16 protein-coding genes and 1 pseudogene are annotated in these 17,046 nt (G+C 69.4%); 14 read left to right on the forward strand and 3 right to left on the reverse strand.

The window, feature by feature from the left end; translation table 11 throughout:
* The 6 genes from SK095_RS04810 (at position 1) to SK095_RS04835 (ending at position 6,045) form a co-directional block, all read left to right on the forward strand.
* Positions 1-1,116 (forward strand): ABC transporter permease, encoded by a 1,116-nt coding sequence (locus SK095_RS04810; protein WP_320548068.1) that lies wholly within the window; start codon positions 1-3, stop codon positions 1,114-1,116.
* Positions 1,117-1,154: 38 nt separating this feature from the next.
* Positions 1,155-2,594, forward strand: coding sequence for a TolC family outer membrane protein (locus tag SK095_RS04815; RefSeq protein ID WP_320548069.1), 1,440 nt, complete (start codon positions 1,155-1,157; stop codon positions 2,592-2,594).
* 176 nt (positions 2,595-2,770) lie between these two features.
* Positions 2,771-4,552 carry a PHA/PHB synthase family protein gene (locus SK095_RS04820; RefSeq protein ID WP_320548070.1) on the forward strand — a complete coding sequence of 594 codons (1,782 nt, stop codon included), beginning with the start codon at positions 2,771-2,773 and terminating at the stop codon, positions 4,550-4,552.
* Positions 4,553-4,594: 42 nt separating this feature from the next.
* The gene (locus tag SK095_RS04825; protein WP_320548071.1) at positions 4,595-5,068 is read left to right on the forward strand and encodes a hypothetical protein; all 474 of its coding nucleotides are present in this window, start codon (positions 4,595-4,597) and stop codon (positions 5,066-5,068) included.
* Positions 5,069-5,246: 178 nt separating this feature from the next.
* Entirely contained in the window at positions 5,247-5,588 is a 342-nt protein-coding gene (locus SK095_RS04830; protein ID WP_136488069.1) for a hypothetical protein, read from the forward strand.
* A gap of 205 nt (positions 5,589-5,793) precedes the next feature.
* Complete coding sequence (locus SK095_RS04835) at positions 5,794-6,045, forward strand: hypothetical protein (RefSeq protein ID WP_136488068.1); 252 nt, start codon at positions 5,794-5,796, stop codon at positions 6,043-6,045.
* A gap of 10 nt (positions 6,046-6,055) precedes the next feature.
* Here SK095_RS04835 and SK095_RS04840 read toward each other — a convergent pair whose 3' ends face one another.
* Positions 6,056-6,478, reverse strand: a complete 423-nt coding sequence (locus SK095_RS04840) for a hypothetical protein (protein ID WP_136488159.1) — start codon at positions 6,476-6,478, stop codon at positions 6,056-6,058.
* A gap of 511 nt (positions 6,479-6,989) precedes the next feature.
* On the opposite strand from SK095_RS04840, the gene SK095_RS04845 reads away from it, so the two are divergent.
* The 7 genes and pseudogenes from SK095_RS04845 to SK095_RS04875 all read left to right on the forward strand — a co-directional run bounded on the left by SK095_RS04845 (position 6,990) and on the right by SK095_RS04875 (position 13,009).
* Entirely contained in the window at positions 6,990-8,006 is a 1,017-nt protein-coding gene (locus tag SK095_RS04845) for a TRAP transporter substrate-binding protein (RefSeq protein ID WP_136488067.1), read from the forward strand.
* 240 nt (positions 8,007-8,246) lie between these two features.
* The gene (locus SK095_RS04850; protein ID WP_320548072.1) at positions 8,247-8,432 is read left to right on the forward strand and encodes a hypothetical protein; all 186 of its coding nucleotides are present in this window, start codon (positions 8,247-8,249) and stop codon (positions 8,430-8,432) included.
* Positions 8,433-8,438: 6 nt separating this feature from the next.
* Complete coding sequence (locus SK095_RS04855; protein WP_320548073.1) at positions 8,439-9,317, forward strand: patatin-like phospholipase family protein; 879 nt, start codon at positions 8,439-8,441, stop codon at positions 9,315-9,317.
* A 107-nt stretch (positions 9,318-9,424) separates the two neighbouring features.
* Positions 9,425-10,006: an alpha/beta hydrolase gene (locus SK095_RS04860; protein ID WP_201486719.1), complete on the forward strand. Its 582-nt coding sequence runs from the start codon at positions 9,425-9,427 to the stop codon at positions 10,004-10,006.
* A 64-nt stretch (positions 10,007-10,070) separates the two neighbouring features.
* Positions 10,071-10,480 (forward strand): annotated as a pseudogene (locus SK095_RS04865) (sigma 54-interacting transcriptional regulator); the annotation flags it as partial.
* Positions 10,481-10,626: 146 nt separating this feature from the next.
* The gene (locus SK095_RS04870; protein WP_320548074.1) at positions 10,627-11,844 is read left to right on the forward strand and encodes a hypothetical protein; all 1,218 of its coding nucleotides are present in this window, start codon (positions 10,627-10,629) and stop codon (positions 11,842-11,844) included.
* A 145-nt stretch (positions 11,845-11,989) separates the two neighbouring features.
* On the forward strand, positions 11,990-13,009 hold the full coding sequence (locus SK095_RS04875; protein WP_320548075.1) for a lysylphosphatidylglycerol synthase transmembrane domain-containing protein: 1,020 nt from the start codon (positions 11,990-11,992) through the stop codon (positions 13,007-13,009).
* A 47-nt stretch (positions 13,010-13,056) separates the two neighbouring features.
* Here SK095_RS04875 and SK095_RS04880 read toward each other — a convergent pair whose 3' ends face one another.
* Positions 13,057-15,300, reverse strand: a complete 2,244-nt coding sequence (locus tag SK095_RS04880; protein WP_320548076.1) for a beta-agarase — start codon at positions 15,298-15,300, stop codon at positions 13,057-13,059.
* A gap of 226 nt (positions 15,301-15,526) precedes the next feature.
* On the opposite strand from SK095_RS04880, the gene SK095_RS04885 reads away from it, so the two are divergent.
* Positions 15,527-16,120: a nitroreductase family protein gene (locus tag SK095_RS04885; protein WP_136488060.1), complete on the forward strand. Its 594-nt coding sequence runs from the start codon at positions 15,527-15,529 to the stop codon at positions 16,118-16,120.
* Between the two features lie 91 nt (positions 16,121-16,211).
* On the opposite strand, the gene SK095_RS04890 is transcribed toward SK095_RS04885, so the two are convergent.
* A complete protein-coding gene (locus tag SK095_RS04890; RefSeq protein WP_136488059.1) occupies positions 16,212-16,997 on the reverse strand; it encodes a sulfite exporter TauE/SafE family protein in 786 nt (261 codons plus the stop codon).
* Positions 16,998-17,046: the final 49 nt, after the last annotated feature.

Below are 17,046 nucleotides of genomic sequence, written 5' to 3' on the forward strand. Positions count from 1 at the left end.
ATGCGCGCCCTGTCCAACATCCTCCAGCTCGGCCTCAAGGAACTGCGCAGCCTGTACCGCGACCCGGCGCTGGTGGTGCTGATCGTCTACTCCTTCACCCTGGCGATCTACTCCAGTGCCACCGCCATCCCCGAGGCTCCGCACCGCGCCACCATCGCGGTGGTCGACGAGGACCGCTCGCCGGTCTCGCAGCGCATCCTCAACGCCTTCCAGCTGCCCTACTTCGTGCCGCCGGTGTACATCGACCACGCGCAGATGGACGGCGGCATGGACGATGGCCGCTACACCTTCACCCTGAACATCCCGCCGGGCTTCCAGGAGGACCTGCTGGCCGGACGCCGGCCGGCCATCCAGCTCAACGTCGACGCCACCCAGGTCAGCCAGGCGTTCACCGGCGCCGGGCACATCCAGCAGATCATCGCCGCCGAGGTGGCCGAGTTCGTCCAGCGCTACCGCAGCGCCGAGGCCCTGCCGGTGGAGGCGGTGGTGCGCACCGCCTTCAATCCCAACCTGACCCGCGCCTGGTTCGGCGCGGTCAACGAGGTGGTCAACCAGATCACCATGCTGGCGATCATCCTCACCGGCGCGGCGCTGATCCGCGAGCGCGAGCACGGCACCATCGAGCACCTGCTGGTGATGCCGGTCACCCCCGTCGAGATCATGCTCGGCAAGATCTGGGCGATGGGCCTGGTGGTGCTGGCCGCCGCCGCCTTCTCGCTGGCCTTCGTGGTGCGCGGCTGGCTCGACATTCCCCTGCAGGGCTCGCTGGCGCTGTTCATCGGCGCCTGCGCCCTGCACCTGTTCGCCACCACCTCGATGGGCATCTTCTTCGGCACCGTGGCGCGTTCGATGCCGCAGTTGGGCCTGCTGACCATCCTGGTGATGATTCCGCTGCACATCCTCTCCGGCGGCGTCACCCCGCGCGAGAGCATGCCCGAAGCGGTCCAGCAGGTGATGCTGGCCGCACCCACCACCCACTTCGTCCAGCTGGCCCAGGCCGTGCTGTTCCGCAGCGCCGGGGTCGACATCGTCTGGCCGCAGCTGCTGGCCCTGGCGGCCATCGGCGCGGCCTTCTTCGCCGGCGCACTCGGCCGCCTGCGCAGGTCGCTGCAGTGACGGATACTTCGCAGATCAGGAACATGAGGAAACTCACCTTGAAACGGACCCCCAGCCTCGCTCGCCTGCTGGCGCTGGCCATCGCCCTGGGCACCAGCCACGGCCTGCGAGCCGAACAGCCGGCGCTGTCGACCCGCGTCGACCTGTTCGGCGTCTACATGGAGGCGATGCGCAACAACGCCGACCTGGCCGCCGCGCGCGCCGACTACCAGGCGCGCAAGGAAGCGGTACCGCAGGCGCGTTCCGCCCTGCTGCCGCAGCTCAACGGCGGCGCCAGCCTGCGCGACACCCGCACCGAGCTGGACCAGCCCTCGACCAGCTTCTCGCGCAGCGGCCCGCTCTTCCAGGCCAGCCTCAGCCAGGCGCTGCTGCGCGCCGACCGCTGGTTCCAGCTGCAGGCCGCCAAGGCAGTGAGCAGCCAGGCCGCGCTGGAGCTGTCGGCGGTGGAGCAGAACCTGATCCTGCAGAGCGCCGACGCCTACTTCGGCGTGCTGCGCGCCCAGGACACCCTGGCGGCGACCAAGGCCGAGGAGGCGGCCTTCCAGCGCCAGTTCGAGCAGGCCAGCGCGCGCTTCGAGGTCGGCCTGTCGGATCGCACCGAGGTGCTCGAGACCCAGGCCGGCCGCGACACCGCGCGCGCCAACCGGCTGATCGCCGAGCGCCGGGTGGAGGACGCCTTCCAGACGCTGACCACCCTCACCGACCGTCACTACCGCTTCGTCGAGGGCGTCCGCCATGAGCTGCCGATCGCCCCGCCGGCCCCCAACGAACCCGACTCCTGGGTCGACACCGCCATGCAGCGCAACATCCTGCTGCAGGCCAGCCAGTACGCGGTGAGCGGCGCCGAACAGACCCTGCGCCAGCGCAAGGCCGGCCACGCACCGACCATCGACCTGGTGGCGCAGTACCAGAAGGGCGACAACGACCGCCTGGGCTACAGCAATACCGCGCTGTCCGGGCGCGTCGGCCCGCTCATCAGCGACGTGGAGCAGCAGAGCATCGGCCTGGAACTGAACATCCCGCTGTTCAGCGGCGGCCTGACCAGCTCGCAGGTGCGCGAGGCCTGGCAGCGCCTGAGTCAGAGCGAGCAACAGCGCGAGAGCCTGCGCCGCCAGGTGGTGCAGAACACCCGCGACTCCTACCGCGCGGTGAACAGCGCGGTATCCCAGGTGGAGGCCCGCAAGCAGGCGATCGTCTCCAGCAGCAGCGCCCTGGAAGCCACCCAGCTCGGCTACGAGGTGGGCACCCGCAACGTCGTCGACGTGCTCGATGCCCAGCGCCAGCTGTACAGCGCCGTGCGCCTGTACAACGAGGCGCGCTACAGCTATCTCCTCGAGCAGCTGCGCCTCAAGCAGGCGGCCGGCATCCTCAGCCCGGAGGACCTGCAGGAGCTGTCGCCCTGGCTCAAGCCCGACTACGACCCGGACCGCGACTTCCTGCCGCCGCTGACCCGCACCGCTGACGATGCCCGGGAGTGAGCCACCCGAGCTTTTCCTGTTGCAGCGCACAAAAGACAGCTATCCTGTTCCTCGAGCCCCGATCTCGATACCGTCTGGCCCGAGCCTTCCAGACGTCCGCCAGCGGGCGTCTGCGCCGCATCAACGGAGCGCTGCGGCACCGCGAGAGCCTGTTCCGCCAGTTGAAGGAGTAAACGATGAACATGCCAACCCCTGCGTCCGCCCTGCCGCCTTCGACGCCCGTGCCGGACGAAGGCGCCCCCAATCCGCTCGATCTCAAGGTCCACGCCGCGATCGCCCGGGCCAGTTCGTCGCTCTCCCCCACCGCCCTCTTGCTCGCCCTGATCGACTGGTCCTGCCACCTGGCCGGCTCGCCCGGCAAGCAGCTGGAGCTGACCAGCCTGGCGCTGGAACATACCCGGCGGGTCAGCCAGTACCTGCGCGAGATCGCCCTCGCAACCCCCGACTGCCCGGCCCACGACTGCGTCGAACCGCCCAGGCGCGACCGCCGCTTCGCCGCCCGGGAGTGGCACGACTGGCCGTTCAACCTGATGCACCAGTCCTTCCTGCTCACCCAGGACTGGTGGCGCGCGGCGACCCACGGCGTGCGCGGGGTGTCGCGCCACCACGAGGAGGTGGTGGCCTTCGCCGCCCGCCAGCTGCTCGACCTGTTCTCGCCCGGCAACTACCTGCCGACCAATCCGGTGGTGCTGCAGCGCACCCTGGAAACCGGCGGCGGCAACCTGGCGCGCGGCATGATCCACTGGCTGGAGGACTTCGAGCGGATGGCCGCCGGCCGGCCGCCGGCCGGCGCCGAGAACTTCGTGGTCGGCCGCGACGTGGCGACGACGCCCGGCAAGGTGGTACTGAAGAACCGCCTGATCGAACTGATCCAGTACGCGCCGACCACCGGTACCGTCCATCCCGAGCCGATCCTCATCGTGCCGGCGTGGATCATGAAGTACTACATCCTCGACCTGTCGCCGCACAACTCGCTGGTCAGGTACCTGGTCGACCAGGGTCACACGGTGTTCTGCCTGTCGTGGAAGAACCCCGGCGCCGAGGACGGCGACCTGGGCATGGACGAGTACCTGCAGCTCGGTTTCTTCGCCGCCCTCGAGGCGATCAACGCCATAGCCCCCGGCCAGAAGGTGCACGCCACCGGCTACTGCCTGGGCGGCACCCTGCTGTCGATCGCCGCCGCCGCCATGGCCCGCGACAACGACGAGCGCCTGGCTTCGGTCAGCCTGTTCACCGCGCAGACCGACTTCACCGAGCCCGGCGAGCTGGCGCTGTTCATCGACGAGAGCCAGGTCAGCCTGCTCGAGGCGCAGATGCGCGAAACCGGCTACCTGACCGCCGGACAGATGGTCGGCGCCTTCCAGCTGCTGCGCTCCAACGACCTGCTGTGGTCGCGCATGGTCGGCGAGTACCTGATGGGGGAACGCGGCACGATGAACGACCTGATGGCCTGGAACGCCGACGCCACGCGCATGCCGGCCCGCATGCACGCCCAGTACCTGCGCCGCCTGTTCCTCAACGACGACCTCAGCGAGGGACGCTACCCGGTGGGCGGGCGCCCGGTGTCGCTGAGCGACATCGACACGCCGATCTTCTGCGTGGCCACCACCCAGGACCACGTCGCGCCCTGGCGCTCGGTGTTCAAGCTGCACTACCTGACCCCGGCGCCGATCACCTTCCTGCTCACCAGCGGCGGCCACAACGCCGGCATCGTCAGCGAACCGGGCCGTGCCCGGCGCCACTACCAGGTCATGGACCGCCCTGCCGGCGGCACCTACGTGGCCCCCGATGCCTGGCTGACCAATGCACCGCGCCACGAGGGCTCCTGGTGGCCGCAGTGGCAGGCCTGGCTGCAGGAGCGCTCGGGGTCACCCGTCGCGCCACCCGCGCTGGGCGCCCCCGAGCGCGGCTATCCGCCGCTCGACGACGCGCCCGGCCAGTACGTGCGTGAAAAGTAGCCTGCCGCCCCTCCTCCCACCTCAGCCCCGAGGGAAGTCGCCATGTATTTCGATGCCCAGCCCGCCCTGACGCTGTACAAGGTCAATCTGCAGTTCTCCTTCCGCCTCTGCGACCTGCTGCGGGAAAACGCCCTGCGCTGGAACGAGGCCGGCAGCCGGGCGGTCGACACCTGCGCCGCCGAACTGGAGAGCGCCACCACGCGCATGCTCGACGCCAGCGACTGGAGCCGCCTGGCCTTGGTCTCCAGCGACCTCTACTGGAAGGCCCTGCAGCTGCAGACCCGTGCCGTGCAGCACCTGGCGGAAACCACCCTGAGCAATCACGGCTCGCTCTCCGCCGCGACCCAGGAAGCGGTATCCGCCTGGCAGAAGGAGGCCGCCGCCGCCCTCAAGGAAACCACCGGCGCCATGCCGATCAGCACCACCCTGCAGGACTACCTGCAGGACTACCTGCACCTGCTGAGCCCCGAGGGGGCCACTGCCCGGCGCAAGTCGACGCGCAGCAAGCCCCACTGAGGCCCGCTTGCCCGGCGCCGACCGGCCCACGCCAGGCCAGGTCGGCGCCGGCTGCCTCCGGGCAGCGAGCGCCCGTTGTGCGACGCAAAAAAATTGCCCGAATCCTTCATTAACCTATTCACGAGCATTAGACCTTGGTCTAAAATGGGATCACCTTGACAAGCAGAGGAATCCCCTCATGAACGAACCCCAGCTAAAGAACCTGCTCGATGACCTGGACTCCGCCAAGGCTGCCTGCGACGGCCTGAGCCGCCTCGTGGTGACGCGCCTCGCCGAGAAGCGGATTCCGTATCGGGCAATGCTGGGAACTGTGGAACTGGACGGCAAGGTGATCTCTCCCCATATCTGGGTAGAAGCCGACGGCTGCCTGATCGACTACCGCGCGCGCGAGCAACTGGGCGACGACACGCGCCTGCCGCACGGCGTGATCGCCAGGGACGAGGTGAAGGCCAACTACCGGGGCCAGAGCATCGTGATCGACCCGCTGCCCGACTACCTGTTCGAGCAGCTCGTGCACTGAAGCAACACATCACCCCCCGCCACCCTCCCCGGATGACGCCACACAGACCCCGGCCTGCGCCGGGGTTTGTCGTTTCCGCATGCAGGAATGCTTGATTTTTAACTGTACGCATATACAGTAATCCGGAAGCCGGAGGGCCTGTCCGCCCTCCGTCCCGGCGCCCACCGGGCGACAGTCATCGAAGCAAACCGCAAGGAGCCCAGCCATGTTCATCTCGCTCACTGGCCGCACGATAGCCCTGAGGAAGGCCTCTCCCTACGATCTCAACGACTTCCGCTGCTCGCCCAACGAGCTGCAGGACAAGTACGCGGCCGGCCACCGGCACGCCGAACACCCGCACTTCTCCCGCGCCCAGTGGCTGCACGCGATCAATGGCGGCGCCACCCTGCTGGGCTACTGGCAGTGGGTGTTCGAACAGGTCCAGGCCGACGACGAGACCTATCTGCTGCGCCACTGAGGCGCGCCGTTCAATCCAGCGGCTGGTCGTCGCGGATCAGCACGCAACGCCGGCCGTGGTCGTCCTCGGCACAGTCGTGGACGTAATACATCGCCACCTCGCCCTGGCCGGTCATCGCCGCCAGGTAGTCGCCCTCCTCGGCGAGGAAGAAGGCCGCGGAGCCGGGCTCGGCCTCGCACTCGATCAGCGCGGTGACGAACAGTGCCGGATCGTCGTCGCCGAAGAACGCCTCGCGCTCCGCGGCCTCCCAGTGCTCCGGTGCCTGGAACGGCCCGACCAGCAGGACGCGGGCCTCGCCCAGATCCTCCTCCTCGGCATCCGGGTCATTCTCGTCGGGGCGGTAGAGGGTGCACTCCAGCGCCTGGGCGTCCTCGAGGATCGCCCGGCGCGCCGCCAGCCGCCGCTGCGGGTCGATACCGGCCGCCGTGCACATCTGTTGCCATATCTTGTCCATGCTGTCCTTCCGCTTGGCCCCTGCCGGGGCTGACCGTGGTCGCGCGCGCCGATTGCCGGGCGCGCATCAGGCGGCCATTCTCGACCTATTTGCCCGCCCTCGCCAGCGGAGCGATCCCGCGGCCGAACTGGCCGACGAGCAGAAGAAGTGACCGCGCCGCAGCCGTGCCTCGCCGCCGGCGCCGTCTCGTTTCTCGCCTGATTGCGCGGCTTTTCCGCGGGATCGGAGCTGGCGTTGACCTGGGTCAGCTTTTGCGCGGTGCGCAACGCCAATCGCTCAGGTAGCGTCGCGGGATCACGGAAAGTCGCGGCCGACGCCATCCCCGCGGACCATGCCGCATGGCCGGCCAGCGTCGCCGGGCACGCACGGGCAGCGCCTTGCCGCGAATGCAGGCGCGCCGCGCAAGCGTGAAAACGCTTCAAAAAACACGTGCAACCCCTTGATTGAAATGTTAACAATCCAGCCACAACAAGAACGGGAGCCTCCTTCCATGAAAACCCTCAAGCTCGCAGCCCTCACCCTCGCCATCGGCGCCGCCGGCGCCGCCCAGGCCGCCGACAGCTATACCCTGAAGGTTGCGCACTTCCTGCCGTCCACCTCCAACGCCCAGGTCAACATCATCGAGCCTTGGTGCGAACAGCTGCGCCAGGAGTCCAACGACCGCCTGAAGTGCCAGCTGTACCCGTCGATGCAGCTGGGCGGCACCCCCGCCAAGCTGGCCGACATGGCGCGCAACGGCGTAGCCGACATCGTCTGGACCGCCCCCGCCTACTCCGCCGGCAAGTTCCCGCGCGTCGAGGCCCTCGAGCTGCCGTTCATGCTGCCCTACGGCGGCAAGGCCGGTAACGACATCATCTGGAAGTTCTACGAGCAGTACGCCAAGGACGACTTCAAGGGCTACAAGGTGCTCTCCGTGTTCGGCGACGGCGGCATGGACCTGCACACCCGCGGCAAGGCGGTGAAGACCCTCGAGGACCTCAAGGGCCTGAAGCTGCGCGCCTCCAGCCGCACCGCCGCCAAGACCCTGGAAGCCCTCGGCGTCACCCCGGTGAGCATGCCGCCGGCGCAGATGACCGAAGCCATCTCCAAGGGCGTGGTCGACGGCGCCCTGGCCTCCTGGGAAGTGGTCCCGGCCACCAAGCTCAACGAGGTGACCCAGTACCACAGCGCCACCCCGGCTGGCGAAAACGCCTTCGGCTACACCGTGCTGACCATGCTGATGAACCAGGACAAGTTCGCCAGCCTGCCCAAGGACCTGCAGGAAATCATCGACCGCAACAGCGGCCCGGCGCTGAACGACCGTTTCGCCACCGCCTGGGACAAGGCGATGGACGCCGCCCGCAGCGCCACCCCGGCCGAAGGCCTGGTGGCCATCGACGCCGCCGCCTACAAGGCCATGCAGGACGCCACTGCAGGCGTCGCCGATGCCTGGATCAAGGACGCCAGCGGCGTCGACGGCAAGGTGCTGGTCGATGGCGTGCGCAGCCTGTCCTCCGCCTCCCGCTGACCCGTCAGCCCGATAGGCTCCCGGAGCGCCACGCGCTCCGGGACTGCCGGCCAGCCTGCCGCCTGGGCAGCGCCCCTCCCCTCGCCATGCCGCCCCGGATGGGCTGGGCTAAGCTCAGCCTGTGAGGACCCGTGGCCACGGCCGCTCCGCCCACGCCACGCCCGGGACAGAAACCGCAGGCCGGCTTCCTGCCCCGCATGCACGGACCGCACTCCCTGACCGCTACCGAAGGGGCGTGCCATGAAGGTCAAGGTTGATGCCTATCCCTGGCTGCTGGGTGCCATGATCGTGGGGGCCGCCCTTGTCGCCGGCGGCCAGGCCCGGAGCGCGGCCAGTGGTCCGCTCGCACAGGAGTGTACCGGTGACCATGTCCACCACTGCCCGCTGCCACCGAACATCGGCATCTGGCCCAGCCTGTTGCCCTGAAACCTCATGGGCGCGGCGAAGACCGCCTTCGTGCTGGCCGGCGGCGGCAGCCTCGGCGCCGTGCAGGTCGGCATGCTCAAGGCGCTGTGTCGCGCGCGCATTACTCCCGATCTGGTGGTCGGCGCCTCGGTGGGAGCGATCAACGCCGCCTACTATGCCGCCGCACCCGACGAAAGCGGCGTCGCGCAGCTCGAGCGCATCTGGCTGGACCTGCGCCGCAGCGATGTCTTCCCGCTGTCGACCAGCGACACCCTGCTCTGCCTGCTCGGCCGCCGCGACTTTCTGGCGCAGCCCGACCCGCTGCGCGCCCTGATCGCCACGCGCCTGCCCTACCGCAACCTGGAAGACGCCGCGCTGCCCTGCCACGTGGTCGCCACCGATGCGCTGGACGGCCGGGAAGTCATCCTCTCCACCGGCGATGCCGCCGATGCCCTGCTCGCCAGTGCGGCCATCCCGGCAGTGTTTCCCAGCGTGGTCATCGGCGGTCGGCCGCTGATGGACGGCGGCATCGCCAGCAACACGCCGATTTCCGCAGCGATCGAACTGGGGGCGACCCGCGTGCTGATCCTGCCCACCGGCACGCCCTGTGCACTGCAGGAGCCGCCCCACGGCGCGCTGGCCATCGCCCTGCACGCCATCAACCTGCTGGCCATGCGCCAGTTGCTGGCCGACGTCGACCGCTTCGCGCAGCGCTGCGAACTGATCGTGCTGCCGCCCCTGTGCCCGCTGGCCATCAACACCTTCGACTTCTCGCACACCGCCGAACTCATCCAGCGGGCGGAGAAGGCCACCAGCCACTGGCTGCAGAACGGCATGCAGCGGTTGCAGGGCAAGGATCCGCACTGGCTGCTGGCGCCCCACCGCCATCGGCCGGGGCATGGTTGAGCTACAAAAATAACCATATAGAATAGATAAATAATTTTTTATTACTTAACAATATTTCATCCGCTACCTAGACTGCACGGGTCCACAGCCTCCACGAGGGCCAGCCCATGCGCCGTCACGCCGTCCACTACCTGATCCTGCCCGGCTGGCAGGGCTCCCCCGCCGAACACTGGCAGAGTCACTGGCAGCGCAGCCTGCCGGATGCCAGCCGGGTCGAGCAGGACGACTGGCTGCAGCCGCGTCGCGAGGACTGGGTCGCCAGCCTCGACCGCCACGTGGCGGCAGCGCCCCGGCGGCTGATCCTGATCGCCCACAGCCTGGGCTGCGTCACCCTCGCCCACTGGGCGGCCCAGGCGGCACCGGCGCTGCGCGACAAGGTGCTGGGGGCGCTGCTGGTGGCGCCGGCGGACGTCGAACGCCCCGGCTGCCCCGAGGCGCTGCAGGACTTCGCGCCCATCCCGCGCCAGCTGCTGCCGTTCCCCAGCCTGCTGGTCGGCTCGGACAACGACCCCGCCGCCACCCCGGCACGCGCCCTGGAGCTGGCCCGCCAGTGGGGTGCCGAGCCGGTTCTGCTGGCCGGCGCCGGGCACATCAACGTCAAGTCCGGCCACCGCCAGTGGGAGCAGGGCTTCGCCCACCTCTTCCGCCTGCAGAACCTGATCGAACAGCATGCCCGCCGCCTGGCCTGAAGCCCGCGCGGCGGGCCTCCCCTCGTCCTGAACGGCCGGCGCGCACTCCGGCCCGGAGTCCGCCATGCCATCCGACAACCCGCTCGCCCAACCCGTGCTGACCTTCAGCGACGCCGAGCGCAGCCCGCTGAGCATCCGCGCCAAGGCGCTGGTGTTCGTCGACCCGCGCTCCCAGGCGCTGTACCAGGAGGTCGAGCGCCTCGCTCCCGGCGGCCAGCCGCTGCTGATCCGCGGCGAAACCGGCACCGGCAAGGAACTGCTGGCCCGCCACATCCACCGCGCCAGCGGCCGGGCGACATCCTGCCACTGGCCGGCTACTTCCTCGGCGTGCACGCCCAGTGGCTCGGCCTGCCGGCGCCGACGCTGGGCCTGGCGGCGCAGCAGGTGCTGGAGCGCCACGCCTGGCCCGGCAACACCCGCGAACTGGAAAGCGTCATCCACTTCGCCCTGCTGGTCAGCGACGATCAGGAAGTCGCCGGCCGCCGGCCCGTACTTCATCGTCTATCGTGAAACGGGGGACACCGCGCCGGGCGTTCCGGGCCGGCAAGCAGGACTGTCTGGGCAAGGCTCCCCGCCCTGACGGGCCAGTCAGGGACATTGACTCCGCCATGGTAGCCGGAATGAAGACTGCACCCGACCAGCCGACAGCGCCTGAACGATTCACCAGTGATCCGGCCGACTTCTCGCTGGTTCTCGGCGGCCCGCTGTTCCAATTGTTCCGCCGCGCGCGGCTGTCCGGCGACGCGCTCGAACTGGCGCAGAAACGCATCCTCTTCATCGCGCTGCTGGCCTGGCTGCCGCTGCTGCTGCTCTCGGCGCTCGAGGGACGACTGCTGGGCGGCGGGGTGGCCATCCCCTTTCTGATGGACTTCGACGTGCATATCCGCTTCCTGGTGGCGATGCCGTTGCTGATCGGCGCCGAGCTGATCGTCCATCAGCGTATCCGTCCGGTAGTCAGGCAGTTCCTCGAGCGCCGGCTGGTCCCCGAGGCTGCGACGACGAGATTCGAGACCGCCATTGCCTCCGCCATGCGCCTGCGCAACTCGGTGATCGCCGAGGTGCTGCTCATCGCCTTCGTCTACGGGGTTGGCGTGCTGGTGGTATGGCGCAGCTCCGCCGTCCTCGATACCGCCACCTGGTATACGGTGCCGACCGCTTCGGGATTCGATCTGTCGCTGGCCGGGATCTGGTACGGCTACGTGAGCGTGCCGATCTTCCAGTTCCTGCTGATCCGCTGGTTCTTCCGCCTGTTCATCTGGATGCGCTTTCTCTGGCAGGTATCGCGCATCGAGCTGAACCTGGTACCCACCCATCCGGACCGGGTCGGCGGCCTGGGCTTCCTCGCCAACTCGGCCTACGCCTTCATGCCGCTGGCGCTGGCACACGGCGCGCTGCTGGCCGGGATGCTGGCCAACCGGATCTTCTATATCGGCGCCAGGCTGCCGGCCTTCAAGGCCGAGATCGCCATGGTGGTGATCTTCGTCGAGTGCCTGGTCATTGCCCCGTTGTTCGTCTTCTCGGCGCAACTGGCCAACGCCAAGCGCATCGGCCTGCGCGAATACGGCGGTCTGGCGATGAACTACGTGCGCGACTTCGACAGCAAATGGCTGCGCGGTGGCGCTCCGGCCAACGAGCCGCTGGTGGGCAGCGGCGATATCCAGTCGCTTGCCGATCTCGGCAACAGCTTTGCAGTGGTACAGGAGATGCGCATCGCTCCGGTCACCAGAGATGTCTTCATGCGCCTCGCGTTTGCGACGCTGTTGCCGGTGGTGCCGCTGCTGCTCACCGTCATGCCGCTCGAAGAACTGCTGAAGAAGCTGGTGGGCATAGTGCTCTAGCCTTGTGTCCGGTGCGGCGCTGCATCCGGGGCGCCGCGCACGCCGGCTGGCGCCTGCCGCCTCCGTGGAGGCTAATCTGAGGCAGGTGCCGATCGACCTCGCGAGGGGCTGCGGCCCGCCCCTCTCCTACTTGCCCGGGTCTGGCATGGCTGGATACACCGATCCTCCCGACGATTCCCTCCCGCCGCCGCTGGTGCGCTCGCAACGATTGCTGTGGCTGTCGTGGCTGCTTGGGGCCGCGGCGCTGGCTGCCGTGGTGGCGATCGCCCTGCACCTGTCCGAAGCCGATGAGCTGGCACAGCTGCTGCACCAGGTGCAGCCCGGATGGTTCGCCCTCGCCTTGCTGTTGCAAGCGCTGACCTATCTGGCGCAGGGGCAGATCTACCGGCTGGTGGTCCATGCGGGAGGGGCCGTCCTGACCCTGCGCAGCGCCTGCAGACTGGGGCTGGTGAAGCTGTTCATCGACCAGGCGCTGCCGACCTATGGGCTGAGCGGAGCCCTCGCGGTCACCGCCGCCTTCGCGCGCCTCGCCATTCCTCGCCCGGTGGTGATCGCCTGCCTGGTCATCGGCGTGTCCTCCTACCTGCTGGCCTATGTGCTCGCGCTGGGGGCGGCGCTTGGCATCGTGATCGTCGAGGGCCATGCCACCGCCCTGCTCATCGTGTCCGGCACCCTGTTCGCCCTGGGCAGCCTCGCCGTGGCGCTGGGGGTCGCCCTGCTGGCGGGGCGCCGCCTTCCCGGGCTGGCTGGCGGGCTGGTCGAACGCACCCGGGTCGTCCGTGCACTGGCAACGCTGCAGCAGGCCGATCCCGCCCTGACGCGCAACCCGCGGCTCCTGGCGCGGGCCGTCGTGCTGGACCTGAGCATCATCCTGCTGGATGGCTCGACGCTGTGGCTGCTGGTGCGCGCCATGGGCGAAGGCGCGCCGTGGAGCGGCGTGTTCGCCGGCTTCATGCTGGCCAGCCTGCTGCGCAGCATCGGGGTGACGCCCGGGGGGCTGGGGGTGTTCGAAGGGGCCGCGGTCACCACCCTGCACTGGGCGGGCGTCTCGTTGCCGGTGGCACTGTCGGCGACGCTGCTGTTCCGCGGGCTGAGCTTCTGGGCGCCGATGCTGCCCGGCATCCTGGTTTCGCGCTCGGCGCTGCTGCCGCCCAAATCGGACTGAGCGACGCAGCGCCGCAGCCCCGTTACCGGCGGGAGCAGCAGCGCCGGCTACTTCGGCCCGTCTCCCGCGGGCTTCGCGGCCAGCAGGCGCGCGGCGACCGCCAGGTTGGCCTGGCGCACCGCCTCGACGAAGCCCTGCCAGGGCCGGTCGGTGATCGCCACCAGGCCCAGGTGGCCGTTCTCGCCGTCGAGCAGACGCCCGGTCACCGGCTGGTCCAGGTACTGGAACCAGTGCAGGCCGACGATGCTCGGCTCGGCCAGCGCCCGCTCCAGGTAGTGCGCATAGGCCGGACCGCGCTGCTCCTCGACCCAGACCTCCTGCATGCCGCCCCAGAACGGCCCGCGGTCGCGCGAGCCGAAGTGGAACTCGGTGACCAGCAGTGGCTTGTCGAGCGCGCGCAGCACGGTGAAGTCGTAGCCATGCTGTGGCTCGCGGGTGTAGAAGTTGAAGCTCAGCACGTCGCAGTACTGCGCGCAGGAGGCCACCGCCTCCGGCGTGGTGCCGGCGAAACGCCCGCCCAGCAGCAGGTGGTTGGGCGCCTGCGCCTCGAGCGCCGCGGCGACGGTGCGGAAGTAGCGGTCGGCGTACAGGCGCTGGAAGCGCTGCAGATCCTCCGCGATGGCCGGACGGCCCTCCTGCGGCAGCGGCGCCTGGAAGCCGGCCCCCTCCAGAGCGCCCCAGTCCGCCAGCGCGATGCCCCAGGCCGCCGCCAGCTGCCGGACGCTGGCGTACTGGCCGCGCAACTGCTCGACGAAGGCGCGCTTGGCCGGCGACTCCGGACCGAGGCGCAGGGTGCCCAGCGCCAGCGCGTAGCGCGCCCGCAGCGGATCGCCGCTGCCGATCCAGGCCAGTTCGTTGTCGGCGAAGTAGCCGATCAGCCAGGGATCGTCGCGATGGCCACGGCTGGCGACCTGCACGGCACGCTCGGCAGCCGCGGCGAAGCGGGGATCGAACGGATCGGGCATGCCGCCCCACAGGTCGAGGCCGGTGCTGACCACCGCGTAGTCGCCGCTGATAAGCAGTGGCAGGGTGTAGGGCACCCGACGGGCCTCCACCAGGGCGGCATCGCTCCAGTTGCCGATGGTGTTGAAGCCCCAGGCCTGCAGGCGGTCGAGGGTGTGCGTCGTCCAGCGCCGGGCGTCGAAGGCGCTGCAGTCCGCCGCGGCGGCGGGCGCCGGGCTGCTGCAGCGCGGCTCGGCATAGCTGCGTTGCAGGTTGGCGCGGTAGAAGTCGAACCAGCGCCCGTGGGCGAAGCCGAGGTCGCGGCTGGCGCCGGTGCCGCGCCGGCTGTCGTCGCTGCCGTACCAGCCGGCCAGGGCGCTGCCGGCCGCCGGCAGGTCGGCGAACATGGCCTCGCGGCCCTCGACGTAGGTCGCGCTCTGCGCCGCGCTGAGCGCATTGACGCCGAGCGAATAGAACGGATGGCCCTCCGGAGTGACCAGGAACCAGCGGCCGTCGCGCTTCTCGGTGCGGAAGAAGCCGCTGGCGACGAAGCTGGGGCCGTCCAGCAGGCCGCCGTAGCGATCCTGGCGAGGGCGCCCGGCCAGCCAGCCCTGCAACTGGATGCGTTCGGCGGCGGCCGCTTCGCGCAGCTGGGCGTCGTTGTCGACCTTCCCGGGCCACTGGCCGCGGCTGAACTGGCCGTAGCCGTCGACGAGGCCGGCATAGCCCGCCTGCTGGAGATCGGTTCCGGCGCGCACGCCGAACTGGCCGAGCAGCAGGCTCTGCGGCGCTTGCGGATGATCCAGCGAAAGCGTCACCGCCACCACCCGGTTGCGCTCGAGCTGGCCATCCACCTGCGTGGCCAGCAGGATGCGCTGGCCGCCGTGCTCCCATGGCATCGGCGGCGCGGCGCGCATCCCCTGCTGTCGCGGCGAGCTGGCCTGCAGTGGCACCAGCAGCTCCTGGGCCGGCCCGGCCGGCAGGGCGATGCGACTGACCAGCGCCTGGCCGTCGGCGCTTTCGATCTTCACGTCGATGGTCAGCGCCCAGTCCATCGCATTCTGCAGGCGCAGACTCATCGCGCCGGCCTGCGACCAGTCCCAGCTCCCCGCCTGCGGCGCCAGGCGCACACTCGCCACCTCGCCCGCGGCGAAGGTCAGCCGGCGCAGCGCCTCGCCCTGCGCCGTGACCTCGGCGGCGGGTGCCGGCAGGGCGGCATTGTGGGTAGCGAGCTGCACCGCCTCATCGGGGCTGACGAAGTCGAACAGGGGCTGGCGCTCGACCTGCCCGGCGAACAGCGGAGCGGTGATCAGCAACGACAGCAGAGCGGACACGAAGGGGCGAAGCATCGGGCGGATTCTCCATGGGCCCGCGAAGCACGTTGCGACGGGCTGGCTGGCGCAGTAAACCACGCCGCGGCCGGTCGACTACAGGTCGCTGCCGCCGAGGCGCACCTGGCCGGGGAGTCTCCGCCGCGGGCGAAGGCCCGGAAAAATCCGCAACGGGTTACCAAAGTCAGGCCATCGAATTATAAGGGTAGGTTTTCAATCAACGGATAGTAAGGATCCAGGAGCCATGACCGACAATTCCCGCGTCGCCACCCATGCCATCGACCCGCAGTTCATCAAGCGCTGGTCGCCGCGCGCCTTCACCGGCGAGAACATCCCCGAAACCACCCTGCTCGGCTTCATCGAGGCTGCGCGCTGGGCGCCCTCGGCCTACAATTCGCAGCCCTGGCGCTTCCTCTACGCGCGCCGCGACAGCGCCGACTGGCCGCGCTACCTGAGCCTGCTGGTCGAGTTCAACCGCGGCTGGGCGCAGCACGCCTCGGCGCTGCTGGTGATCGTCTCGAAGACCAGCTTCGTGGCGCCGGGCAAGAGCGAGGAACAGCCCGCCCCCTCGCACGCCTTCGACACCGGCGCTGCCTGGGGCTTCTTCGCCCTGCAGGCGCACCTGGCCGGCTGGCACACCCACGCAATGACCGGCTTCGACAAGGAACTGGCGCGCCGCGAGCTGAAGATCCCGGACGGCTACGAGGTCCATGCCATGGTCGCCGTCGGCAAGCGCGGCGACGCCGCCAGCCTGCCCGAGCCGCTGCAGGCCCGCGAAACCCCCAGCCCGCGCCTGGCGCTGGAAGCCATCGCCGCGGAAGGCGAATTCAGCCTGTAAGCCCGCCAGAAACGCGATGGGCGAAGACACCGCAAGGTGCTTCGCCCATCGTTGGCTTGCCCTGCCGGCCGCGCAGGCCGGGGGGACTGGCTCAGAACGCCAGCTTGTAGCCGATCAGGGACAGCATGATCGCCAGGCACGGACGCAGGAGATGCTCGGGAATCCGCCCGGTCAGATGGCTGCCGATATAAATGCCCGGCAGCGAGCCGACCAGCAGGTAGCCCAGCAGCTGCCAGTCGATGCTGCCCATGCCGGCATGACCCAGGCCGGCGACCAGGGTCAGGGGCACCGCGTGAGCGATTTCCGTGCCGACCAGGCGGCGGGTGGGCAGGAACGGGTAGAGCATGAACAGGGCGACCGTGCCCAGCGCGCCGGCGCCGATCGAGGTCAACGTCACCATCACGCCGAGGATCACGCCGGTGACGACCGTCAGCGCATTCAGCGTCGGCGGGCTGAGCTGGTAGTGGTCGCCGGCATGCCGGCTGGCGAAGGCCAGCAGCTGCTTCTTGAACAGGATTGCCAGCGCGGTCAGCAGCAGGACGAAGCCCAGCGCCTGCTTGATCAGCGCATTCAGGGCCTGCGGGTCGGCATGCAGGTTGTGCAGGAACAGCAGCGTCAGCGCCGCGGCCGGCACGCTGCCGAGCGCCAGCCAGCCGGTGATGGCCCAGTCGATGTTCCTGTTCTTGCCGTGCACCAGCACGCCGCTGGATTTGGTGATCGCCGCGTACAGCAGGTCGGTGCCCACCGCGGTAGCCGGATTGATGCCGAACCACAGCAGGATGGGCGTCATCAGCGAACCGCCGCCAACGCCGGTCATGCCGACGATGAAGCCGACCGCCAGGCCTGCAAACACGAAACCGAAAATCGCCGAATCCATCATCACCCCTGCAGAGCGAACTCAAGCCCATCGCAAATTGCGCGGGAGA

Origin of the sequence: Pseudomonas sp. AN-1, assembly GCF_034057115.1 — a bacterium.
Classification (GTDB): domain Bacteria; phylum Pseudomonadota; class Gammaproteobacteria; order Pseudomonadales; family Pseudomonadaceae; genus Geopseudomonas.